Genomic DNA, 19,733 nt, shown 5'->3' with positions numbered 1-19,733 from the left:
GCTCATCGACTGCTCGTTCCGGGCCCTTTCCCTGCTCGTTCCGGGCTCCGGCTGCGACGGATCGCGAGTGCGGCCACGTCGTCGTCGCGGCTGGGCTCGCGAACACGCCTGGCCAGCTCGTCGAGCGAGCTATGCAGATCACCCTCCGCCAGGAGGTGCAGCGCCGTCAAGAGGCGGTCCTGTCCCTGGTCGATGTCCTCGTCACGTCGCTCGATGAGGCCGTCGGTGAAGGCCAGGACGGTGTCTCCCGCGCGCAACGACACGGTGTGTGCCAGTCGCTCCTGCTCCAGCACACCGAGTGGGCTGCCGGAGGCGTTCGGGAGCTGCTCGACCTCGCCGGACGCGCACAGCAGCACCGGCGGCGGGTGACCGGCGTTGGCCACCACCACCTCGTCGCGGCTGGGGTCGGCCAGCAGGTATACGAGCGTCACCAGCTGCTCTCCGCCGTACTGCAGGAGCATCCGGTCGAGGCGCCGGAGGACCACCTCCGGAGTCGGGTCCAGGGCGACGTAGGCCCGCACCGCGGACCGCATCTGCGCCATGGCCGCTGCGGCGGCGACTCCCCGGCCCATGACGTCGCCGACGAAGAAGGCGAGCCGGCCGTCCGCCAGGGGGATCGCGTCGTAGAAGTCGCCCCCGACCTCGGTGCGGCCTGAGGGGCTGTAGTGCGCGGCGATCTCCCAGTCGTCGACCACGGGCATGCTCTCGGGCAGCACGGCATGCTGCAGCCGGACCGCGGCGGCCAGCGTCTCGCTGTGGAGCTCGGAGTTGTCGATGGCGACAGCGGCGCGCTTGGCGAGGTCCTCGCCGAACGACACGTCCTCCTGGGTGTAGGTGCGCCCCGACTCGGCCGAGACCCAGGTGATCACGCCGAGGATGCGCTCACGGGCGATCAGCGGGACCGTGACTGCGCTGCGCAGCTGGAGCTCGCGCGCGAGGCGCAGCATCTCCTCGTCCTGGCTTCCTGCCACGAGCATCTCGTCGGTGATCTCCGGGATCAGCTCGCTCTCGCCTGCCTTGATGACGTGCCAGGCGCCCGTGGGTGAGTCGGGGTCACTCGGGTAGCGCTCGGCCAGCTCTCGGGCGAGGTCGACCTTGGCCGGGTCGACGTGAGCCACGGCCAGCCGCTGGAGGCGTCCGTCGCGGAGCAGGTCGATGGCGCACCAGTCCGCGAACGTCGGGACCGCGAGGCGAGCGACCCTGCTGAGCGTGGCCTCGTAGTCGAGGCTGCTGGCGAGCTCCGCCGACGCCTCCGCGAGGAAGGTGAGCTTCGCCTGTCGCTCGGCTGCGGCGGCCTGCGCCTCGATGCGCACCAGCGCCTGGGCGCAGGTGTCCGCGAGGATCTCGAAGAAGTCCAGCTCGGCCTCGTCGGGCGCCCCGCTGCCGGGGAACGACAGGCCGATGGCGCCGATCGTCCCGCTGGGCACGTGCAGCGGCAGGCAGACGATCGAGCGGTCGCCCTGGAGGGGGTCGGCGTCGGGCAGATCGGGATACCGTCGGTGGATCTCCTGACGGCCGGTGAGGGTGAGCCGCCTCCCCGAACGGATGACGTCGGAGGTCGGGGTGGACACCGTGACCGGATAGGACTTCCAGCGCGCGAACTCCCCGTCCCCGAGACCACGCAGACCCACGAGTCGGACCCGGTCAGCACCGTCCCGCAGCGACATGGAGGCGATCGTCGCTCCGACGGCGTCGGCGCTCTGCTGGACCACGATCTTCACGACGGTGTCGACGTCCTCGGCCCGCACGAGCGAGGCTGTCACTCGTGCAAGGCGGGTGAGCCGGTCGCCGAGGTCGTCGCCCTCCGACCGGTCCGGCTCCGTCGCCCGATCCGTCACGGGGCCAGTTTGGCAGTGCGGACGCCCGCACTGGTGCGATTCAGGAAATGACCAGCACGGATGCCCATATGGCTGATGCCCGTCAGATCCAGCTGGGGAACCACATCCGCGCCGACCACTGGTCCTGGGGGATCACCTGGGCGGTGTAGATCGGCCAGAAGTAGGCGAAGAGGGCGAGGGTGAGCAGGCAGTAGGCGCCCACGGCATACAGGCCGATCTCGCGGCGCCGCCGTGACGCGGTCCGCGGACCCAGGACCAGGCCCAGGACGAACACCACCCCGAAGATGATCCACGGCTCGAAGGCGACGGTGTAGAAGGAGTAGATGGTGCGCTCCTCCAGCCCGAACCACGGCAGGTAGCCGCCTGCCAGCCCGGCGAGGATCGCGCCCGCGCGCCAGTCGCGCCGGAACAGCCACCAGTAGAGGCAGACCACGATGGCCGCGGCTCCGAGCCACCAGACCGAGACGGTGCCGATCGAGGTGATGGCCTTGGAGCACTGGGCCACCATGCACCCGTCCGTGCCGCGCTTCGGGCCCTCGTAGAAGAACGACGTGGGCCGACCCTGGATGACCCACGACCACGGGTTGGTCTTGTAAGGGTGGTTGTCGTGGAGGTTGATGTGGAACCGGTAGACCTCCTGGTGGTACTCCCAGAGAGAGCGCAGCGCCGCGGGCACCCAGGTGCCCTTGTCAGGGTGGGAGGCGGCCCACTGCCGGTCGTAGCCGCCGCTGGAGACGAACCAGCCGGTCCACGAGGCGACATAGACGACCAGCGCCGTGCCGCACATGACCAGGGCTGCGGGCATGCCGTCGCGCAGCACCGCACCCCAGAACCAGTGGCGCACCCCGGCCGCCCGCCTCGCGCCCACGTCCCACAGCACTGTCATGAGCCCGAACGCGACGAGGAAGAACAGGCCCGACCACTTCGTGCCCGTAGACAGCCCCAGGCAGACGCCCGCGACCCACCGCCAGGGCCGGGCTCCCAGCCACGGCCCGGTGCCACGGGCCAGCTGCGCCGGCGACATGGCGGCGACCCGCTCGGCCAGCAGCACGCGGGACCGGTCGCGGTCGATGAGCAGCGCGCAGAAGGCGGCGAGCGCCCAGAACATGACGATCAGGTCGAGCAGCCCGGTGCGCGACTGCACGAAGTGATGACCCTCGAACGCGACGAGGAAGGCCGCGATCGTGCCGAGCAGCGAGGACCCGAACATGCGCCGTGCCGCGCGGCCGATCATCAGGATCGACAGCGTCCCGAGGACACACACCGAGAAGCGCCAGCCGAACGACGACGTCTGTCCGAACAGCTGTTCGCCGATGGCGATGATCCACTTGCCGACGGGCGGGTGCACCACGAGGTCGCCCTCGGTGCCGAACACGTCGGGGGTGCCGGCGGTGAAGAGGGCGTCCGGCGTCTTCAGCGAGTCGGGGACGCGCATCTCGACTCCGTAGTCGAGCATCGACACGCCCTGCTTGACGTAGTAGGTCTCGTCGAAGACCAGCTGGTGGGGCCGCCCCAGTGACCAGAACCGCATCAGCCCACCGACCGCGGCGAAGAACAGCGGACCCAGCCAGCCCCACAGGGTGTCCGTCGGCCGGAACCCGAGCAGACGTAGACGCAGCTGCTCGGCGCGGGTCATGCGCGTCATCGTATGCAACAGCGCCTGACAGGATGACAGGGTGACCGACTCTGCTGGTGTGCTCGTCCTCGCCGCCACCCCGATCGGCGATCCTCGCGACGCCGCGCCGAGGCTGGCGCACGAGCTGTCCACGGCCGATGTGGTCGCTGCCGAGGACACCCGACGGCTGCGCAGGCTCTGCTCCGAGCTGGGCGTGTCGCCGGCCGGCTCGGTGGTGAGCTACCACGAGCACAACGAGGCGTCGCGCACCTCCGACCTCGTCGAGCGCCTGGTGGGCGGGGCGCGTGTCCTCGTCGTCACGGACGCCGGTATGCCGTCGGTGTCCGACCCGGGGTACCGCCTGGTCGACGCCGCCGTGACCGCCGGCATCCGGGTCACCTGCGTGCCGGGGCCGAGCGCCGTGCTGATGGCGCTGGCCGTCTCGGGCCTACCGGTGGACCGCTTCTGCTTCGAGGGCTTCCTGCCGCGCAAGGCGGGGGAGCGCTCGCGGGTGCTGGCCGGCCTGGCCGACGAGCGCCGCACCATGGTCTTCTTCGAGGCGCCGCACCGGATCGAGGCGACCCTGGCCGCCATGGCCGAGGCGTTCGGCCCGCAGCGCCAGGCAGCCGTATGCCGCGAGCTCACCAAGACCTACGAGGAGGTGCGCCGTGGCGCGGTGGCCGAGCTCGCCGAATGGGCGGCCGACGGGGTCCGCGGCGAGATCACGGTCGTGGTGGCCGGAGCCACGGCTCAGGTGACCAGCCTCGAGGAGGCGCTGCCCGGGATACGGGAGCGGGTTGCCGCGGGTGAGCGGCTCAAGGACGTGTGCGCCGACGTGGCCGCGCGCACCGGCCTGTCGAAGAAGGCGCTGTATGACGCCGCGGTGGTTCTCCGTTCGAGGTGAACGAGCCCGGCAGATGTGGCCTGTTCACCTCGACCCGCCGGGATGGGGTCAGCTGAGCCAGGCGAGGTGGCCCTTGAGCAGGGCGTAGCCGACGAAGGCGACCACGTCGAGCACGGTGTGGGCGACGACGAGCGGGCCGACCCGGCGGGTGCGCAGGTAGACCAAGCCGAACAGCACGCCCATGACGAGGTTGCCCGCGAACCCGCCGAACCCCTGGTACAGGTGGTAGGAGCCACGGATCGTGGCCGAGACCAGGACCACCGCGGGGACCGACCAGCCGGCCCGGCGCCACCTGGTGAACAGGTAGCCGACCATGACGACCTCTTCGAGGACGGCGTTCTGGACGGCCGAGAGGACCAGCACGGGGATCGTCCACCACGTGTGGGTCAGGTTCGCCGCGGCGATGGTGGTGTTGAGACCCACGGCGCGGGCCGCGGCATACAGGCCGAGCCCGGGCACCCCCACCGCGGCGGCCAGCGCCAGCCCGCGCACGAGGTCTCGGCCGGGCTCGTTCAGGTCGAAGCCCATGGCGTGGCGCGCATCGGCGCGGTCGCGCGTCAGCAGGTGCAGGGCCAGCGCCACGGGGACGAGGGCGACGACGATGCCGACGAGCTGGTAGGTCAGGTCGAGCCACGGCCGGTCGGGGGTGACGGAGCTGTTCATGGCAGTCGTCTGGTGGTTGAGCGCCACGTGCTGGGTCAGCTTGTTCACCAGGTCCAACAGCGACCAGATCGCCGAGGCGCCGAGGCTCACCCCCAGGACGAGGACCGTCTCGGTCACGAGCGTGCGGCGGGTGGTGGGCGCCTCGGCGGTCGACATGGCGCTCACGCAGCAGCCTCCTTCGATGGGATGCACCCGTTGGTCAATGTCTACCAGCCACAGGCCCACCCCTAGGATTCCCCCGTGAGCAAAGTCCTGTCCGCCGTCGCCTGGCCGTACGCCAACGGGCCCCGGCATCTCGGTCACGTGGCCGGGTTCGCCGTGCCCTCCGACGTGTTCAGCCGCTACATGCGGATGGCCGGGCACGACGTCCTGATGGTGAGCGGCTCCGACGAGCACGGCACGCCGATCCTGGTCCTCGCGGACAAGGAGGGGGTCAGCGCTCGCGAGCTCGTCGACCGCAACCACGCCGTCATCGCGGCCGAGCTCGCCGACATGGGCTGCTCCTACGACCTCTACACCCGCACCACCACGGCCAACCACTACGCCGTCGCTCAGGAGCTGTTCACCCAGGTCTGGAAGAACGGCTACATGGTCGAGCAGACCACCCGTGGGGCCATCTCGCCCTCGACCGGTCGCACCCTGCCCGACCGCTACATCGAGGGCACCTGCCCGATCTGCGGCTACCCCGAGGCCCGCGGCGACCAGTGCGACAACTGCGGCAACCAGCTCGACCCCACCGACCTGATCAACCCGCGGTCGAAGATCGACGGCGAGGTGCCGGAGTTCATCGAGACGCAGCACTTCTTCCTCGACCTGCCCGCGCTCGCCGACGCACTGCGCGAGTGGCTCGAGGGGCGTGAGGCGTCCGGCAGCTGGCGCCCCAACGTCATCAAGTTCAGCCTCAACATCCTCCAGGAGATCCGTCCGCGGGCGATGACCCGAGACATCGACTGGGGCATCCCCGTGCCGCTCGACGGGTGGCGCGACCAACCGACGAAGCGCCTCTACGTGTGGTTCGACGCGGTCATCGGCTACCTCTCGGCGTCGGTCGAGTGGGCACGCCGCACCGGCGAGCCCGAGCGCTGGCGCGAGTGGTGGAACGACCCGCAGGCCCTGTCCTACTACTTCATGGGCAAGGACAACATCACCTTCCACTCCCAGATCTGGCCAGCCGAGCTGCTCGCGTATGCCGGCCACGGCAGCCGCGGGGGCGAGCCCGGCGGCTTCGGGGTCCTGAACCTGCCCACCGAGGTCGTGTCCAGCGAGTACCTGACGATGGAGGGCAAGCAGTTCTCCACCTCGCGGGGCTACGTCATCTACGTCCGCGACGTCCTGGATCGGTACGGTCCCGACGCGATCCGCTACTTCATCTGTGCCGCCGGGCCGGAGAGCCAGGACGCCAACTTCACCTGGGCCGAATTCGTCCAGCGCAACAACTCCGAGCTCGTCGCGGGCTGGGGCAACCTCGTCAACCGCACGGCGGCGATGATCGCCAAGAGCTTCGGCGAGATCCCGCAGCCCGGCGCGCTCGAGCCGGTCGACGAGGCGGTGCGGGCCAAGGTGACGGCCGCGTTCGACAGCGTTGGCGACCTCCTGGCGCACCAACGGGTCAAAGCCGCCGTCGCCGAGGCCATGCGCACCGTCGGCGAGGTCAACAAGTACGTGACGGACACGGAGCCGTTCAAGCTCAAGGGTGACTCCGAGCGGGAGCGCCTCGCGACGGTCCTGCACACGCTCGCGCAGTCCGTTGCCGATCTCAACACCATGCTGAGCCCGTTCCTGCCGCACGCCTCGAATGCCGTGCACGCGACGTTCGGTGGCGAGGGCGACTTCATGCCCATGCCGGTGGTGGAGCACGTCGCGGACCTCGACGACGGCCGGCCCTACCCCGTCATCACCGGGGAGTACTCCGGGACTCCGCCGTGGCGGTCCGAGCCGGTCCGGGTCGGCGCCCCTGTGAACAAGCCCACACCGATATTCCGCAAGCTCGACGAGTCGGTCGTCGAGGACGAGCTTGCACGCCTGAGGGGCGACGAGCAGGTCCCCGGCGATGACGGAGCCTGAGCCGGAACGGCGCAGCGGGCACGACCGGGTGCCGACCGCCCCCGACCCGCTGCCCATCCCGGTGGTCGACAACCACACCCACCTGGACATGTCCCGGGAGGGCGAGCCCCCCGTCGACGTCGACGCCGCGCTCGCCCGGGCCAAGGCGGTCGGCGTCGACCGGCTGGTGCAGATCGGGTGCGACCTGCCGGGCGCCCGGCTCACCATCGAGCTCATCGAGCGACACTCCGCGCTCCTCGGGGGAGTGGCGATCCACCCCAACGAGGCACCCAAGTTGGCGGCCGACGGCAGGCTCGACGCGGCATACGCGGAGATCGAGGCGCTCGCGAAGCACCCTCGGGTGCGGGTGGTCGGCGAGACGGGTCTGGACTACTTCCGCACGGGCCCGGACGGCGTTGGGGTGCAACAGGACTCGTTCCGCTGGCACATCGACCTGGCCAAGCGCACGGGCAAGGCCCTGCAGATCCACGACCGCGACGCCCATGAGGACGTGCTGCGGATCCTGGAGGAGGAGGGAGCCCCGGAGCGGACGGTGCTGCACTGCTTCTCCGGTGACGTCGCCATGGCTCGGCGCTGCGTCGAGCGCGGCTACTTCCTCTCCTTCGCCGGGACCGTCACGTTCAAGAACGCCCGCGGGCTGCGCGACGCTCTCTCGGTGACCCCGCTGGACCAGGTGCTCGTGGAGACCGACGCGCCCTACCTGACCCCGTCGCCCTGGCGCGGGGCCGCGAACTCGCCCTACCTCGTCCCCCTCACCGTGCGGGCGATGGCCGGGGTGCTCGGCGTGGCCGTGCCCACCCTCTGCCAGGCGGTCAGCGAGAGCTCGGAGGCGGTCTACGGACCCTGGTGACGGCCGCTGGGCTCCCTTGGCAGGTCAGGAATGCCAGCGTTGTCATCTTGGTGAAAACTTGAAGTGACCGTTATCGAAATTTGACCTTTGGCGAACCGGCCGTCATGGTGGATGACTGTTGGCCGGGGTCGGACCCCCGGGTGACGCGAGCAGGGGCCGCTCAGACCGCCAGGACGGCGTCATCTGAACCGCCCCTTTTCCACATCTCGGGAAGCACTCGAGATGGGACGCGACGCCCCTTCCGATGCCCGGGGAGCACGACCTCTGGAGCATTGTGATCACCCGTCCCGTTCGGCGCATCGCGCAAGCCGCCGTGCTGACGACCCTCGTCGCCGGCGCAATCGGGGTCTCGTACCTCGACAAGTCCGTCACCCTTTCCGTCGATGGCACCAGCTCGACGGTTCACGCCTTCGGCAGCACCGTGGGCGACGTCCTCAGCGACCAGCACATCACCACAGGCGCCCACGACGTCGTGGTGCCTAGCCCGGGGTCGCCACTGTCCGACGGCGAGAAGGTCGTCGTCCGCTACGGCCGCAAGCTCACCGTTACGATCGACGGCAGGACGCACGAGTACTGGACGACCGCCACCACGGTCGCCGCCGCGCTCCAGGACCTCGGCATCCGCGCCGACTCCGCCAAGCTGTCGGCCTCGCGCTCGGAGCCTCTCGGGCGCCAGGGCCTGGCCCTGTCCGTCACCACCCCCAAGGCCGTCGTGCTCCGGGTGGACGGCAAGAACCTCACCGACTCCTCGACCGGCGCGACCGTGGCCGACGTGCTCTCCGAGCTCAACGTGACCATGGGCCCGGCCGACCGCGTGCAGCCCGCGCTGACGACTGCGGTCACCCAGGGCCTCAAGATCGCTGTCGAGCGCGTCACCTCCAGCCAGGTGAGCGAGACCGTCGGCATCCCCGCCCCCGTGACGACGCGTTCGAACTCCTCGCTGCCCGTGGGCCAGTCGACGACGCTGCAGGCGGGCTCGGACGGCGCCAAGATCCTGACCTTCAAGGTCACCAAGGTCGACGGCAAGGTCGAGAGCAAGCAGCTCGTGGCCAGCAACGTCACCCAGCAGCCGGTCGCCCGCATCGTCGAGCAGGGCACCCGGCAGCCGGCTGCCGCGCCTGCGCCCGCCGCGGCTCCCTCGGCCGGCAACACCTCCGGCGCGGGCCTCAACCTGTCGAACGCCGCCATGTGGGACCGCATCGCCCAGTGCGAGTCCGGCGGCAACTGGCACATCAACAGCGGCAACGGCTACTACGGCGGGCTGCAGTTCGACTACGGCTCCTGGCTGGCCAACGGTGGCGGCGACTTCGCCCCGCGCGCCGACCTCGCCTCGCGCGAGCAGCAGATCACCGTGGCGAACCGGTACTACGCCAAGGCGGGCCTCGGCCCGTGGGGCTGCGCCCACGCGGCCTGACGCCACACCGTGTCGGCCACCCCGGCACCGCAACAGCGCCCCGGACCACCTGGTCCGGGGCGCTGTCGTCTGTCCCCTAGAGTCGGCGGCATGGTCGGGCAGGAGACGAGCGGATACCTCGGAGCCGCGCAGATCCGCGAGATCGCCGCGGGTCTGGGCGTGCGTCCCACCAAGCAGTGGGGTCAGAACTTCGTGGTCGACGCCAACACCGTCAAGCGGATCGTGCGGCTGTCGGGGGTGACTCCCGAGGACTCGGTCGTCGAGGTGGGCCCGGGCCTGGGCTCCCTGACCCTGGCCCTGCTGCCGGAGGCCGGCCGGGTGACCGCGGTCGAGGTCGACCCGACCCTCGCCCAGGCCCTGCCGGGCACCGTGAGCCGGCTGGCACCGGCATACGCCGACCGGCTCACGCTGGTGCAGGCGGACGCGATGCAGGTGCGCACGCTGCCCGACCCCCAGCCGACCGCCCTCGTGGCCAACCTCCCGTACAACGTGTCGGTCCCGGTGGTGCTGAGCTTCCTGGAGGCGTTCCCGACCCTCGAGCGGGCGCTCGTCATGGTGCAGCTGGAGGTGGCCGAGCGGCTGGCTGCGCGGCCGGGTTCGAAGGCCTACGGCGTGCCCAGCGTCAAAGCCGCCTGGTATGCCGCCGTGCGCCTCGCGGGCACGGTGCCCCGCAGCGTCTTCTGGCCTGTCCCGAACGTCGACTCCGGTCTGGTGTTCCTGGAGCGGCGTCCCGCTCCGGCCACCGACGCGTCTCGTGCCGACACCTTCGCCTGCATCGACGCCGCCTTCGCGCAGCGGCGCAAGACCCTACGGGCCGCGCTCGCGGGCTGGGCGGGCTCGGCGGCGCGTGCCGAGGAGTGCCTGCGGGCGGCGGGCGTGGAGCCACGCACGAGAGGTGAGCAGCTCGACGTGACGCAGTTCGCGGCCATTGCCGCAGCCCGGGCTCGGCTGGGTCTCGGCTGACCGCGTGAACCGGCCGCCCCCTGCCATCCCGTTAGGGTGGCGCTCATGACCTCAGTCGCGCCGACGCCGCCCTCGGTGACGGCGCGCGTGCCGGCGAAGGTCAACCTCGAGCTGCTGGTCGGCGCCCCGCGCTCCGACGGCTACCACCCGCTGTCGACCGTCTTCCACGCCGTGCGGCTCTATGACGAGGTGACCGTGACGCGTGCCCAGGAGTGGGGCGTCAGCGTCACCGGCTCCCAGTCTCTCGGGGTGCCCCTCGACGAGTCCAACCTCGCGCTGCGGGCGGCGCGCCGGCTGGCCGAGCTGGGTGGTGTCGAAGACGCGGTGCACATCAGCATCCACAAGGACATCCCGGTGGCGGGAGGCATGGCCGGTGGCTCGGCCGACGCGGCGGCGACGCTCGTGGCTTGTGACGCGCTGTGGGGGCTTGCGCTGCCGCGCACGCAGCTCGACCAGGCTGCGAGCGAGCTGGGCAGCGATGTGCCGTTCCTGCTCGCCGGTGGCACGTCCATGGGCTCGGGGCGGGGCGAGATCCTCGCTCCCGTCCTGGCGCGGGGGACGTACCACTGGGTGTTCGCGCTGAGCGAGGGTGGCCTCTCGACCCCCGACGTGTATGCCGAGTGCGACCGGCTGCGGGCCGGTCGGCGCATCCCGGACCCCACCCCGAGCCCGGAGATGATGCAGGCGCTGCGCTCGGGTGACCCGCGTGCGCTGGGCCCCGCGCTGACCAACGACCTGCAGGCGGCCGCGATCTCGCTGATGCCGGCCCTGGGCGACGTGCTCGACGCCGGGCTGGAGTTCGGTGCTCTCGGCGGCGTGGTCTCGGGGTCCGGGCCGACCGTCGCCTTCCTGGCCGAGGACCACGAGTCCGCACTGGACCTCGCCGTCTCGCTGACCGCCTCCGGAGCGGTCCAGGACGTGCGACGCGCCACCGGCCCCGCCCACGGCGCGCAGGTGCTCGGCGCGTCGCGGACCGCCTGAGGACCCGTTGATGGCCAACCTCATCTCGGTGGAGCGCGCCTCGCTGGCACTCGGGACGGCCCAGGTCCTCGACGAGGTCTCGCTCGGGGTCCTCGGCGGCGACCGCATCGGCATCGTCGGACGCAACGGTGGGGGCAAGACCACGCTGCTGCGGGTGCTGGCCGGGCTTCGCGAGGTCGACTCGGGGCGCGTGACGCGGGCGGGGAGCGCGACGGTGGGCGTGCTGGCCCAGGATGACGCGCTCGACCCGTCGTCGACCGTGCACGCGGCCGTCCTCGGCGACCTCCCCGAGCACGTCTGGGCGGGCGACCCGCGCATCCGTGACGTCCTCACCGGACTGCTCGGCGGCCTGGGGGCCGAGGCCGTCGGCGGCCTCGACGCGACCGTCGGGCCGCTGTCCGGTGGTGAGCGCCGCCGGCTGGCCCTCGCGCGTCTGCTCGTCCAGGACCCCACCGTGCTCATGCTCGACGAGCCGACCAACCATCTCGACGTCGAGGGCGTCGCCTGGCTGGCCGAGCACCTTGTGCGCCACCGCGCCCGCCCCGACAACGCGCTCGTCGCGATCACCCACGACCGCTGGTTCCTCGACGCGGTCGCGACAGCCACGTGGGAGGTCGTCGACGGCACGGTGAGCTCGTTCGAGGGCGGTTATGCCGCCTACGTCCTCGCCAAGGCGGAGCGCGAGCGGATGGCGGCCGTGACGGCAGAGCGCCGTGACAACCTGCTCCGCAAGGAGCTGGCGTGGCTGCGACGCGGTGCTCCTGCCCGGACCTCGAAGCCCAAGTTCCGGATCGAGGCGGCCAACACTCTCATCGCCGACGAGCCGGCACCGCGTGACAACGTCGAGCTGACGCGGTTCGCCACCACCCGGCTAGGCAAGGACGTCATCGACCTCATCGACGCGACGGTCCAGCTGGGCGACCGGGTGCTGCTCGACCGCGTGACCTGGCGGCTCGCGCCGGGGGAGCGGGTGGGCATCGTGGGCGTCAACGGTGCGGGCAAGTCGACCCTGCTCCGGGCCATTGCCGGTGAGCTGCCACTCACGTCGGGCAAGCGACGGCAGGGTGTGACTGTCCGCCTCGCCTATCTCACCCAGGAGGTCCGCGAGCTCGAGCGGTTCGCCGACTGGCGCGTCATCGAGGCGATCGAGGACGTCCGCGCGTACATCACCTTGGGGCGCAAGGAGATCAGTGCCTCTCAGCTCGCCCAGCGGCTGGGGTTCAGCGGTGGACGGCAGCAGACCCGCGTGCGCGACCTGTCCGGTGGCGAGCGCAGGCGGCTGCAGCTCACGCGCCTGCTCATGGACGAGCCCAACGTCTTGCTTCTCGACGAGCCGACCAACGACCTCGACATCGAGACGCTGACGTCGCTCGAGGACGTGCTGGACGGCTGGGCCGGGACGCTGATCGTCGTGTCCCATGACCGCTACCTGCTCGAGCGGGTGTGCGACACCCAGGTGGCCCTGCTCGGTGACGGCAAGATCCGCGAGATGCCCGGTGGTGTGGAGCAGTATCTCGAGCTCCTGCATGCGATGGAACCCGTTGCGGCACAGGGCGGCTCGTCTGCGGCGCGTGAGTCCGCGTCTGCTTCGGCGACGGTTTCGGCACCGGCGGGCCCCACCCCGGCGGAGCTGAGGGACGCTCGCAAGGACATGGCCCGTGTCGAGAAGCAGCTGGCCCGCCTCGCCGAGCGCGAGGACCGGATCCACGTGGCCATGGCAGAGGCGGCGACCGACCACGGCCGCGTGCTGGAGCTGAACGGTCAGCTGCGCGAGATCGTCGACGAGCGCGAGCGGCTGGAGCTGGAGTGGTTGGCCGCGGCCGAGGTGGCGGGCTAGGCCTGTCAGGCCTCGAACGGCGAGAGCAGCCGGCGCAGCAGTGCCGCCAGGGCGTCGCGCTCGCTCGCGGGCAGCTCGGCGAGCAGGTCGCGCTCGCGGTCGAGCAGATCGGCCATGGCCGCGTCGACGGTCTGCTGCCCGCTGGGCGTCAGCCGCACGATCACCCCGCGCCGGTCGCTGGGACTGGGGCTGCGCTCGACCAGACCGCGCCGCTCGAGGCGGTCCACCCGGTTGGTCATCGTCCCGCTCGTGACGAGCGTCTGGCGGACGAGCTGGCCCGGGGAGAGCTCGTAGGGTGCGCCGGCCCGGCGCAGGGCGGACAGGACGTCGAACTCCCAGCCCTCGAGCTGGTGGCTGGCGAAGGCCTGGACGCGGTCGAGGTCGAGCCGGCGGGCCAGGCGGGACACCCGGGAGAAGACGTGCAGAGGCGCGACGTCGAGGTCGGGACGTTCGCGCACCCACGCATCCACGATGGCGTCCACATCGTCGGCCGGCGGGTTGGGGCCGCCCAGGGGTTGCGCGCTCATGGGCGCGAGTGTACCTTCCGTCAAGTATCTTGATATCAAGACAGTTGGGTGAGCCGGAGGTGGCTGCGTGAACGTGACCTGGGACCCGCAGCGGTATGCCGCGTTCGCCGACGAGCGCTCACGGCCCTTCGCGGACCTCCTGGCCCGGGTGGGGGCGCAGGGCCCCGGCGTCGTCGTGGACCTCGGCTGTGGCAACGGCCCCCTGACACTGTCGCTGGCTCGCAGGTGGCCGCAGGCGCGGCTGGTCGGCGTGGACCAGTCGCCGGAGATGCTGCGGGCCGCGCGTGAGCTCGACAGCGAGGGCCGCGTGGAGTGGGTTCAGGCCGACGTGGCACGGTGGGACCCAGCCTCCCTGGGGGCGGCGCCCGACGTCATCGTCAGCAACGCCACCCTTCAGTGGGTCCCGGGACACCTGGACCTGCTCGCCCGATGGGCTATGGCGCTGGCACCCGATGGCTGGCTGGCCATGCAGGTGCCCGGCAACCTCGAAGCGCCCTCTCACGCCCTCATGCGCGAGGTGGCTCGGCATCACCCCGCAGCCGAAAGGCTGGCGCCGGCGCTGCAACGGCTGGCCGTGGCGACGCCGGCGCAGTACGTCGAGCTGCTGGGCGGTACGGGTCTGGAGGTCGATGCGTGGGAGACGACCTACCAGCACGTCCTCGACCCCCAGGGCGCTCAGGCGAACCCGGTGCTGGAGTGGGTCGTCGGCACCGGGCTCCGCCCGGTGCTCCAGACCCTGACCGACCCGGCGGAGCGCGCCGCGTTCCTGGAGCGGTACGACGCAGCCCTGCGCGCGGCATACCCCCGCACGCCTGTGGGCGTCGTCTTCCCCTTCCGGCGGATCTTCGCAGTGGGTCACCGCCCGTCGACGGCCTAGCGGTCGACCGAGAGGGCGGGCTTCTTCTCCAGGTTGGCCAGGCCGTTCCAGGCGAGGTTGACCAGGTGCGCCGCCACATCCGTCTTCTTCATCTTGCGCGAGTCGAGCCACCACTGCCCGGTCAGCGCCACCATGCCGACGAGCATCTGGGCATAGAGGGGAGCGGTCTTCGGGTCGAGCTTCCGTCTCTTGAACTCCGCCGCGAGGATGTGCTCGACCTGGCTGGCGACATCGGAGATGAGGCTGGCGAACGAGCCCGTGGGCTGGCCGGCGGGGCTGTCGCGCACCAGGATCCGGAAGCCGTCGGTGTTGCTCTCGATGTAGTCCAGCAGCGCTCCGGCTGCCCGCTCCAAGGTCTCGCGACTGCCGAGCTCGGCGCTCAGGGTGCCGGTGATGCCCCCCAGCAGGGCCGCGATCTCGCGGTCGACGACGACGGCGTACAGGCCCTCCTTGCCCCCGAAGTGCTCGTAGACCATGGGCTTGGAGACGCTCGCCTTGGCGGCGATCTCCTCGACGCTAGTGCCCTCGAAACCCTTGTCGGCAAACAGTTTCCGGCCCACCTCGATGAGCTGCTCGCGGCGCTGCTTGCCGGTCATGCGGGGTCGTGAGCTGGTGGTGGACGGCTTCTCGAGGGGTTCGCTCACACGATCCATCATGCCTCGGGCGCCGGGATGCGGCTCAGGCGGCCACGCGCCGGGCGTCGAGGCGCTTGGCGACGGGCCAGCGCACGTCGCGCGCCCAGCCCAGCTTCTCGAAGGCCCAGATGACGCGGGCGCTGGAGTCGACCTGGCCGGGCTCGACGCCATGCCGGGCGCACGTGGGGTCGGCGTGGTGCAGGTTGTGCCAGGACTCGCCCATGGACAGGACGGCCAGCCACCAGACGTTGCCGGACCGGTCGCGGCTCTTGAACGGCCGCTCGCCCATGGCGTGGCAGATCGAGTTGATCGACCAGGTCACGTGGTGGAGCAGGGCGACCCGGACGAGGCTCGCCCAGAAGAAGGCGGTGAGGGCCCCCTGCCAGCTCATCGACCAGAGCCCGCCGACGAGCGGGGGCAGCAGCATCGAGACGGCCACCAGCCATGGGAAGGCCCGGTCCACCCGTTGGAGGTCCTTGTCGCCCATGAGGTCGGGCGCGTACTTGCTCCGGGGCGTCTGCTCGACGTCGAAGAGCCAGCCCGTGTGGGCCCACCACAGGCCCTTGGCGAGAGCCGGGACGGTCTCGCCGTAACGCCACGGCGAGTGGGGGTCGCCCTCGCGGTCGGAGAAGGCGTGGTGGCGTCGGTGGTCGGCGACCCAGCGCACCACGGGGCCCTCGATGGCGAGCGAACCGGCGACGGCCAGCGCGAGCTTGAGGCCGCGGTTGGCCTTGAACGAGCCGTGCGTGAAGTGGCGGTGGAAACCCACGGTGATGCCATGGCCGGCCACGGCATACATCACCAGTGCGATCACGACGTCGTGCCAGCCCAGCCCCCACCCCCAGGCCACCGGTACAGCGGCCAGGAGCGCGAGGAACGGGATGCCGATGAACAGTCCCAGGGCGACCTGCTCGCCGCCGCGCTTGCGCTCCGGCGTGTCCTCGGGGGTCGTCTCGGCAGCAGTCTCGGGCGTGGTCGGGGCGGCAGTCTCAGGTGTGGTCGCGGCGGCGGCCCCGCCGTCGGTCAGGGTCGTGCTGGGCTTGGGGCCGGCTCCGGCGGAGGGGGTCACGGTCGTCATCGCGTGCGCCTTTCCGTTGAGAACAGGGCGTCAGCCACGCCCATCAACCTACGAAACCGTAACCTACGTTTCCGTAGGTTGTCATCACGAGCCGGCGGCGTGGCGGTGCCTCCCCGTTGGCTACCCTTGGCGGGTCCCCGGCAGGTGTGGGGCGTTCCCCGGTTGGTCTGCTGGCAGGGCCCGCCTGACTTTGAATCAGGATTAGCGACGATGGTTCGATTCCATCCCGGGGAGCAAAACCGCAGGTCAGTCCGTGCTGGCCTCGTCTTCGACCGACGTCGAGGTCTGCGTTGCTAACAGATTTGCTAACGCGCCATTGTCCGGGTCTAGGGGCCTGTCGACGACGGAAGCGAAGATCTGGGCCACCTCGACCGCCTGATCGCGGAGCACGTGGGCGTAGACCCTGAGCGTGATGGCTGGGTCCGCATGCCCGAGCCGAGCTGCAACCACATGAACGGGTACCCCTGCCTTGAGCAGCAGCGTGGCGTGGACATGGCGTAGATCGTGAAGTCGCATCTGCGGCAGCATGGGCTTGGCCTGGCTCTGGTTGAGCTCCTGGACCGTCCTTCGCAACAGCGACCCGGCGACGTCAGGAGCCAGCTGCGAGCCCATCTCCATTCGGAAGACGTGGTCCCCTTCAACCCACGACCCGAGCGCGGTCTCCCGCTCCTTGGACTGGCGCTCTGCGTGCTCGCGCATCACGGCGACAGTTCCGGCATCCAAGCCAACCGAGCGGATCCGTCCACTCTTCGTTGTGCCTTCGACGCGCTTGCCCGCCACCATGGTCACCGATCCCCGGATTCGGATATGCGGGTCGTCTCCGTCCAGGCGCACGTCGTCCCAACGCAGATGGAGTAGCTCTCCGCGGCGGGCCCCGGTGTAGGCGGCGAGCCGGAAGAAGGGGTATAGCCGGTGCGTCGAGACGGCATCGAGGAACACCCGCAGTTGTCCCGCATCCCAGACCTCGTGAACCTGTTCGATGGCTGAGGTCTTGGGTCGCTTAGCTCGCTCGGCCGGATTCGTGGCCAGGATCTGGTCGGTCCGTACCGCGTCGTTGAACGCCTTGCGCAGGACAGCATGGACGTAGCTGACGGTCCGGGGGGACAGGGGCTGGCCATGGCGCCCGCCTTGGGCGAGCAGCGTCCGGTACAGCCCACTCAGGGTGCTTGGCCGGACGTTCTGCAGTGGCAACTGGCCGATCCTGGGCGCCACGTAGGTGGCGATCAGTGAGCGGTAGTCCTCATGTGTTTTGGGCTTGACCTCCAAGGCGTGCGCCTCGAGCCACTGTGCGAGGTACTGCTCGACGGTGATCCGGCTCCGGTCGACGAACTCGCCACGACGAGCGGCGACTCTCGCTGCATCGCGGGCGGCCTTGGCGTCGGCCTCCGTTCGAAAACCACTCACCCAGCGGGGCTTATTGGCGCCGGAGGAGTCGGTGACTCGGATGACGTATGACCACGAGGAGCCACGACGGATCACTCCGTCGCGAAGGCCAGTCATCACGCCACCGATCGGAGCGAGTCGATATAGGCCGTCACATCCGCCCCCCGGATACGACGAACGCTGTCGATCCTTACGGAGGGGAGCACACCAGCTCGCACAAGCTCGTAGGTCTTAGAGCGGCTCAGACTCAGGTAGCGAGCAACTTCGGGGATCCGATACAGCAGTTTGTCGTCCATCATTTGGTCCTCTCTTCAGGCCGCACCTGGGGCGGCTGGGGTTTGGTTTGCCGAATGGTTGTCCACAGGTGGGTCGGTGCCGGCGAGGATTGTTTTGGCGAGCTTGTACTGGTCTTGTCGGCGGTGGCGTTCGCGCAGGGAGTCGATGACGACGGTGGCCCAGTCGGCCTGGGTGACGGGCACTTCCTCCCAGACGTACCGGGGTCGGCCGTCTTCGGTGAGGGTGTCGGTGGCCATCCGGTTCGCGTCGTCGGGTTCGATGCCGGCGGCGGCCAGGACTTGTTCGACGACGGTGCGGCGGTCGGCCTTGTGTTGGGTCAGGGTTTTGCCGGACCAGCCGCGGGAGACCAGCACCCGGCGTCCGCCGAGGCCGAGGTGGTCGCGGTCGTGGGCCTTGGACGCGCAGTGTCCGGGGACCAGGCCGGGTCCGGGGTTCCTGGGCTGGACCCCGTAGCGCAGCCAGTTCGCGCATTCGGGGGTGCAGGGCAGCCACCGGATCTGGTCGTGGAGCCGGTCGATGTGCGCCTCATACGCTGGGTCGGGGTCGTCCTCGACGGTGTAGGTGTCGGTGATGGACTTGGTCAGGTACTTGGTCAGGTACCGCACCGCCCGCTCGGAGTCCTTCGTCCCGCCCAGGAGGCCCTTGACGTCGACCTGCCGCCCGAACGTCACCACGTGCGCCGGTTCTGCTTGCGGGTCGTCGGCGACGTCGTCGAGGGCCTGCTCCCACGTCCGCAGCGGGTAGCCGGTGTCGGGGTCCCGGTATGCGCCGTCGGCCCACAACGGGGTCCGCTCCACATACACCGGGACCTCCATCTGGGGCCACCACAGGGCCAGGTAGGTGGCCCTGGTGACGGCCTTGAGGGTGGCCCGTGGGATCGCTCCGCGCAGGGCGACGTGGAAGTGCGGCGCCAGGCGCTTCTGGGCCTCGATCGCGCCGAAGTACTGCACCCGGTACCCGGCGCAGCGGCGCAGGTTCTGAAACCAGCGGTCCATCAGCTTGGGGAAGTGCAACGCGTCCAACGCCGCGGCCCGGTAGTCGTACCGGTCCGGGTGCACCGGCACACCCCGGCCGGGGTACACCCGCCCGTAGGAGCCCAGGGTCAGGGTGACGAACATCGACGGCCGGTACTCCTTGCCATCCCCTGGCCCGAACACGGCCCCCACGGTGCGATCCTCGACCGGTTGCTGCGGCAGCTCGGGCATCCCCTCCAGCCGCCTCGTCGACCGAACCCGCCGCTGCTCTGTCGTCCCGTCCTCCTTATCGCCCGTGTCGTCGTCGACGATGCTGGCCGGGTCGCCGTCGTCCTCGGGGGTATTCCCGGCGTCGGCGGGCTCGGGTTCCTGGGCCAAATGCCAGCCCTCGGTGCACTGTGTCATCCGCAACCGACGCGCCTTGGCCGCGCAGGCGGGGCATTTGGACTCCAACGTCGTCCCGCACGCCAGGGCCCGGACCACGGACTCTCCGGTGACACGGTCGGTGACCCGGCGGACCACCGGGCGCACGCACACCCCTTCGCGGGCGGCGATGTGCCGCACGACGTGATCGGGGAACTTTGGGGCTGTCATGCCCACCATTCAGACCCGTCAGAACACGCGCGTCCAGCGATCGTCAACCGATCGGGTCATCCTTTACCAAGTCTTGAAAGTCGCTGTCTCCCAACAGATTTCGAGAAGGACACGCCGCACGGGAAACAACCAGTAACAACCGCATACTGACCGGCAACAACCGTAAACAACCAGAGGATCCAAGCGGACCAGGCTGGTGCGAACCGCCGTCGCCCCCCGCAACCCGTCGGCTGCGGTTG

The 19,733-nt window shown here is 70.4% G+C and carries 17 protein-coding genes and 1 tRNA gene; 9 read left to right on the top strand and 9 right to left on the bottom strand.

Annotated features, from left to right (window positions below):
• Positions 1 to 2: 2 nt before the first annotated feature.
• Together VGN50_RS11845 and VGN50_RS11840 are read right to left on the bottom strand one after the other, a co-directional pair.
• Entirely contained in the window at positions 3 to 1,838 is a 1,836-nt protein-coding gene (locus VGN50_RS11845; RefSeq protein ID WP_327444992.1) for a GAF domain-containing SpoIIE family protein phosphatase, read from the bottom strand.
• An 82-nt stretch (positions 1,839 to 1,920) separates the two neighbouring features.
• Positions 1,921 to 3,474: a dolichyl-phosphate-mannose--protein mannosyltransferase gene (locus VGN50_RS11840; protein WP_327444991.1), complete on the bottom strand. Its 1,554-nt coding sequence runs from the start codon at positions 3,472 to 3,474 to the stop codon at positions 1,921 to 1,923.
• A 40-nt stretch (positions 3,475 to 3,514) separates the two neighbouring features.
• Between VGN50_RS11840 and rsmI the strand changes: the two genes are divergently transcribed.
• A complete protein-coding gene (rsmI, locus tag VGN50_RS11835) occupies positions 3,515 to 4,357 on the top strand; it encodes a 16S rRNA (cytidine(1402)-2'-O)-methyltransferase (RefSeq protein ID WP_327444990.1) in 843 nt (280 codons plus the stop codon).
• A gap of 48 nt (positions 4,358 to 4,405) precedes the next feature.
• On the opposite strand, the gene VGN50_RS11830 is transcribed toward rsmI, so the two are convergent.
• Positions 4,406 to 5,176: a type II CAAX endopeptidase family protein gene (locus VGN50_RS11830; protein WP_327445030.1), complete on the bottom strand. Its 771-nt coding sequence runs from the start codon at positions 5,174 to 5,176 to the stop codon at positions 4,406 to 4,408.
• 84 nt (positions 5,177 to 5,260) lie between these two features.
• On the opposite strand from VGN50_RS11830, the gene metG reads away from it, so the two are divergent.
• From metG to VGN50_RS11800, 6 genes are all read left to right on the top strand, one after another.
• Positions 5,261 to 7,084 carry a methionine--tRNA ligase gene (gene metG / locus VGN50_RS11825; RefSeq protein ID WP_327444989.1) on the top strand — a complete coding sequence of 608 codons (1,824 nt, stop codon included), beginning with the start codon at positions 5,261 to 5,263 and terminating at the stop codon, positions 7,082 to 7,084.
• Positions 7,071 to 7,934 (top strand): TatD family hydrolase, encoded by an 864-nt coding sequence (locus tag VGN50_RS11820; RefSeq protein WP_327444988.1) that lies wholly within the window; start codon positions 7,071 to 7,073, stop codon positions 7,932 to 7,934. The genes metG and VGN50_RS11820 overlap by 14 nt, the downstream gene beginning before the upstream one ends.
• Positions 7,935 to 8,178: 244 nt before the next feature.
• The gene (locus VGN50_RS11815) at positions 8,179 to 9,348 is read left to right on the top strand and encodes a ubiquitin-like domain-containing protein (protein WP_327444987.1); all 1,170 of its coding nucleotides are present in this window, start codon (positions 8,179 to 8,181) and stop codon (positions 9,346 to 9,348) included.
• A 90-nt stretch (positions 9,349 to 9,438) separates the two neighbouring features.
• On the top strand, positions 9,439 to 10,311 hold the full coding sequence (gene rsmA, locus VGN50_RS11810; protein WP_327444985.1) for a 16S rRNA (adenine(1518)-N(6)/adenine(1519)-N(6))-dimethyltransferase RsmA: 873 nt from the start codon (positions 9,439 to 9,441) through the stop codon (positions 10,309 to 10,311).
• Between the two features lie 45 nt (positions 10,312 to 10,356).
• Positions 10,357 to 11,292 carry a 4-(cytidine 5'-diphospho)-2-C-methyl-D-erythritol kinase gene (locus tag VGN50_RS11805; RefSeq protein WP_327444984.1) on the top strand — a complete coding sequence of 312 codons (936 nt, stop codon included), beginning with the start codon at positions 10,357 to 10,359 and terminating at the stop codon, positions 11,290 to 11,292.
• Between the two features lie 10 nt (positions 11,293 to 11,302).
• Positions 11,303 to 13,129, top strand: coding sequence for an ABC-F family ATP-binding cassette domain-containing protein (locus VGN50_RS11800; RefSeq protein ID WP_327444983.1), 1,827 nt, complete (start codon positions 11,303 to 11,305; stop codon positions 13,127 to 13,129).
• Between the two features lie 5 nt (positions 13,130 to 13,134).
• Here VGN50_RS11800 and VGN50_RS11795 read toward each other — a convergent pair whose 3' ends face one another.
• Positions 13,135 to 13,656 (bottom strand): MarR family transcriptional regulator, encoded by a 522-nt coding sequence (locus VGN50_RS11795; RefSeq protein ID WP_327444982.1) that lies wholly within the window; start codon positions 13,654 to 13,656, stop codon positions 13,135 to 13,137.
• Positions 13,657 to 13,723: 67 nt separating this feature from the next.
• Here VGN50_RS11795 and VGN50_RS11790 point away from each other — a divergent pair, with 67 nt between their 5' ends.
• Positions 13,724 to 14,533, top strand: a complete 810-nt coding sequence (locus VGN50_RS11790; RefSeq protein ID WP_327444981.1) for a methyltransferase domain-containing protein — start codon at positions 13,724 to 13,726, stop codon at positions 14,531 to 14,533.
• On the opposite strand, the gene VGN50_RS11785 is transcribed toward VGN50_RS11790, so the two are convergent.
• Positions 14,530 to 15,186 (bottom strand): TetR/AcrR family transcriptional regulator, encoded by a 657-nt coding sequence (locus tag VGN50_RS11785; protein ID WP_414694596.1) that lies wholly within the window; start codon positions 15,184 to 15,186, stop codon positions 14,530 to 14,532. The two genes, VGN50_RS11790 and VGN50_RS11785, sit on opposite strands and share 4 nt — an antisense overlap.
• Before the next feature lie 25 nt (positions 15,187 to 15,211).
• Entirely contained in the window at positions 15,212 to 16,246 is a 1,035-nt protein-coding gene (locus VGN50_RS11780) for an acyl-CoA desaturase (RefSeq protein WP_327444980.1), read from the bottom strand.
• Positions 16,247 to 16,401: 155 nt separating this feature from the next.
• Here VGN50_RS11780 and VGN50_RS11775 point away from each other — a divergent pair.
• Positions 16,402 to 16,480 (top strand) — tRNA-Gln (locus VGN50_RS11775).
• A gap of 12 nt (positions 16,481 to 16,492) precedes the next feature.
• Here VGN50_RS11775 and VGN50_RS11770 read toward each other — a convergent pair.
• The 3 genes from VGN50_RS11770 to VGN50_RS11765 are packed head-to-tail and all read right to left on the bottom strand — an operon-like array spanning position 16,493 to position 19,494.
• Positions 16,493 to 17,746, bottom strand: a complete 1,254-nt coding sequence (locus VGN50_RS11770) for a site-specific integrase (protein WP_327444979.1) — start codon at positions 17,744 to 17,746, stop codon at positions 16,493 to 16,495.
• Entirely contained in the window at positions 17,746 to 17,925 is a 180-nt protein-coding gene (locus tag VGN50_RS13185; RefSeq protein ID WP_414694595.1) for a helix-turn-helix domain-containing protein, read from the bottom strand. Before VGN50_RS13185 ends, VGN50_RS11770 begins: the two co-directional genes overlap by 1 nt.
• 15 nt (positions 17,926 to 17,940) lie before the next feature.
• Positions 17,941 to 19,494 carry a replication initiator gene (locus VGN50_RS11765; protein ID WP_327444977.1) on the bottom strand — a complete coding sequence of 518 codons (1,554 nt, stop codon included), beginning with the start codon at positions 19,492 to 19,494 and terminating at the stop codon, positions 17,941 to 17,943.
• Between the last annotated feature and the right edge of the window lie 239 nt (positions 19,495 to 19,733).

The sequence above is a fragment of the Pedococcus sp. genome, assembly GCF_036000045.1.
In the GTDB taxonomy this organism is placed as follows: Bacteria; Actinomycetota; Actinomycetes; order Actinomycetales; family Dermatophilaceae; genus Pedococcus.
Note: the sequence above shows the minus strand (reverse complement) of the source record. Positions and strands in the feature narration are given on the sequence as shown.

Excerpts from the sequence above, each read along its gene's own strand:
- VGN50_RS11840 (WP_327444991.1), bottom strand. The coding sequence starts at position 3,474 with ATGACCCGCGCCGAGCAGCTGCGTCTACGTCTGCTCGGGTTCCGGCCG.
- VGN50_RS11830 (WP_327445030.1), bottom strand. The coding sequence starts at position 5,176 with ATGTCGACCGCCGAGGCGCCCACCACCCGCCGCACGCTCGTGACCGAG.
- VGN50_RS11820 (WP_327444988.1), top strand. The coding sequence starts at position 7,071 with ATGACGGAGCCTGAGCCGGAACGGCGCAGCGGGCACGACCGGGTGCCG.
- VGN50_RS11815 (WP_327444987.1), top strand. The coding sequence starts at position 8,179 with ATGCCCGGGGAGCACGACCTCTGGAGCATTGTGATCACCCGTCCCGTT.
- rsmA (WP_327444985.1), top strand. The coding sequence starts at position 9,439 with ATGGTCGGGCAGGAGACGAGCGGATACCTCGGAGCCGCGCAGATCCGC.
- VGN50_RS11805 (WP_327444984.1), top strand. The coding sequence starts at position 10,357 with ATGACCTCAGTCGCGCCGACGCCGCCCTCGGTGACGGCGCGCGTGCCG.
- VGN50_RS11800 (WP_327444983.1), top strand. The coding sequence starts at position 11,303 with ATGGCCAACCTCATCTCGGTGGAGCGCGCCTCGCTGGCACTCGGGACG.
- VGN50_RS11795 (WP_327444982.1), bottom strand. The coding sequence starts at position 13,656 with ATGAGCGCGCAACCCCTGGGCGGCCCCAACCCGCCGGCCGACGATGTG.
- VGN50_RS11785 (WP_414694596.1), bottom strand. The coding sequence starts at position 15,186 with ATGGATCGTGTGAGCGAACCCCTCGAGAAGCCGTCCACCACCAGCTCA.
- VGN50_RS11780 (WP_327444980.1), bottom strand. The coding sequence starts at position 16,246 with ATGACGACCGTGACCCCCTCCGCCGGAGCCGGCCCCAAGCCCAGCACG.
- VGN50_RS11770 (WP_327444979.1), bottom strand. The coding sequence starts at position 17,746 with ATGACTGGCCTTCGCGACGGAGTGATCCGTCGTGGCTCCTCGTGGTCA.
- VGN50_RS13185 (WP_414694595.1), bottom strand. The coding sequence starts at position 17,925 with ATGGACGACAAACTGCTGTATCGGATCCCCGAAGTTGCTCGCTACCTG.
- VGN50_RS11765 (WP_327444977.1), bottom strand. The coding sequence starts at position 19,494 with ATGACAGCCCCAAAGTTCCCCGATCACGTCGTGCGGCACATCGCCGCC.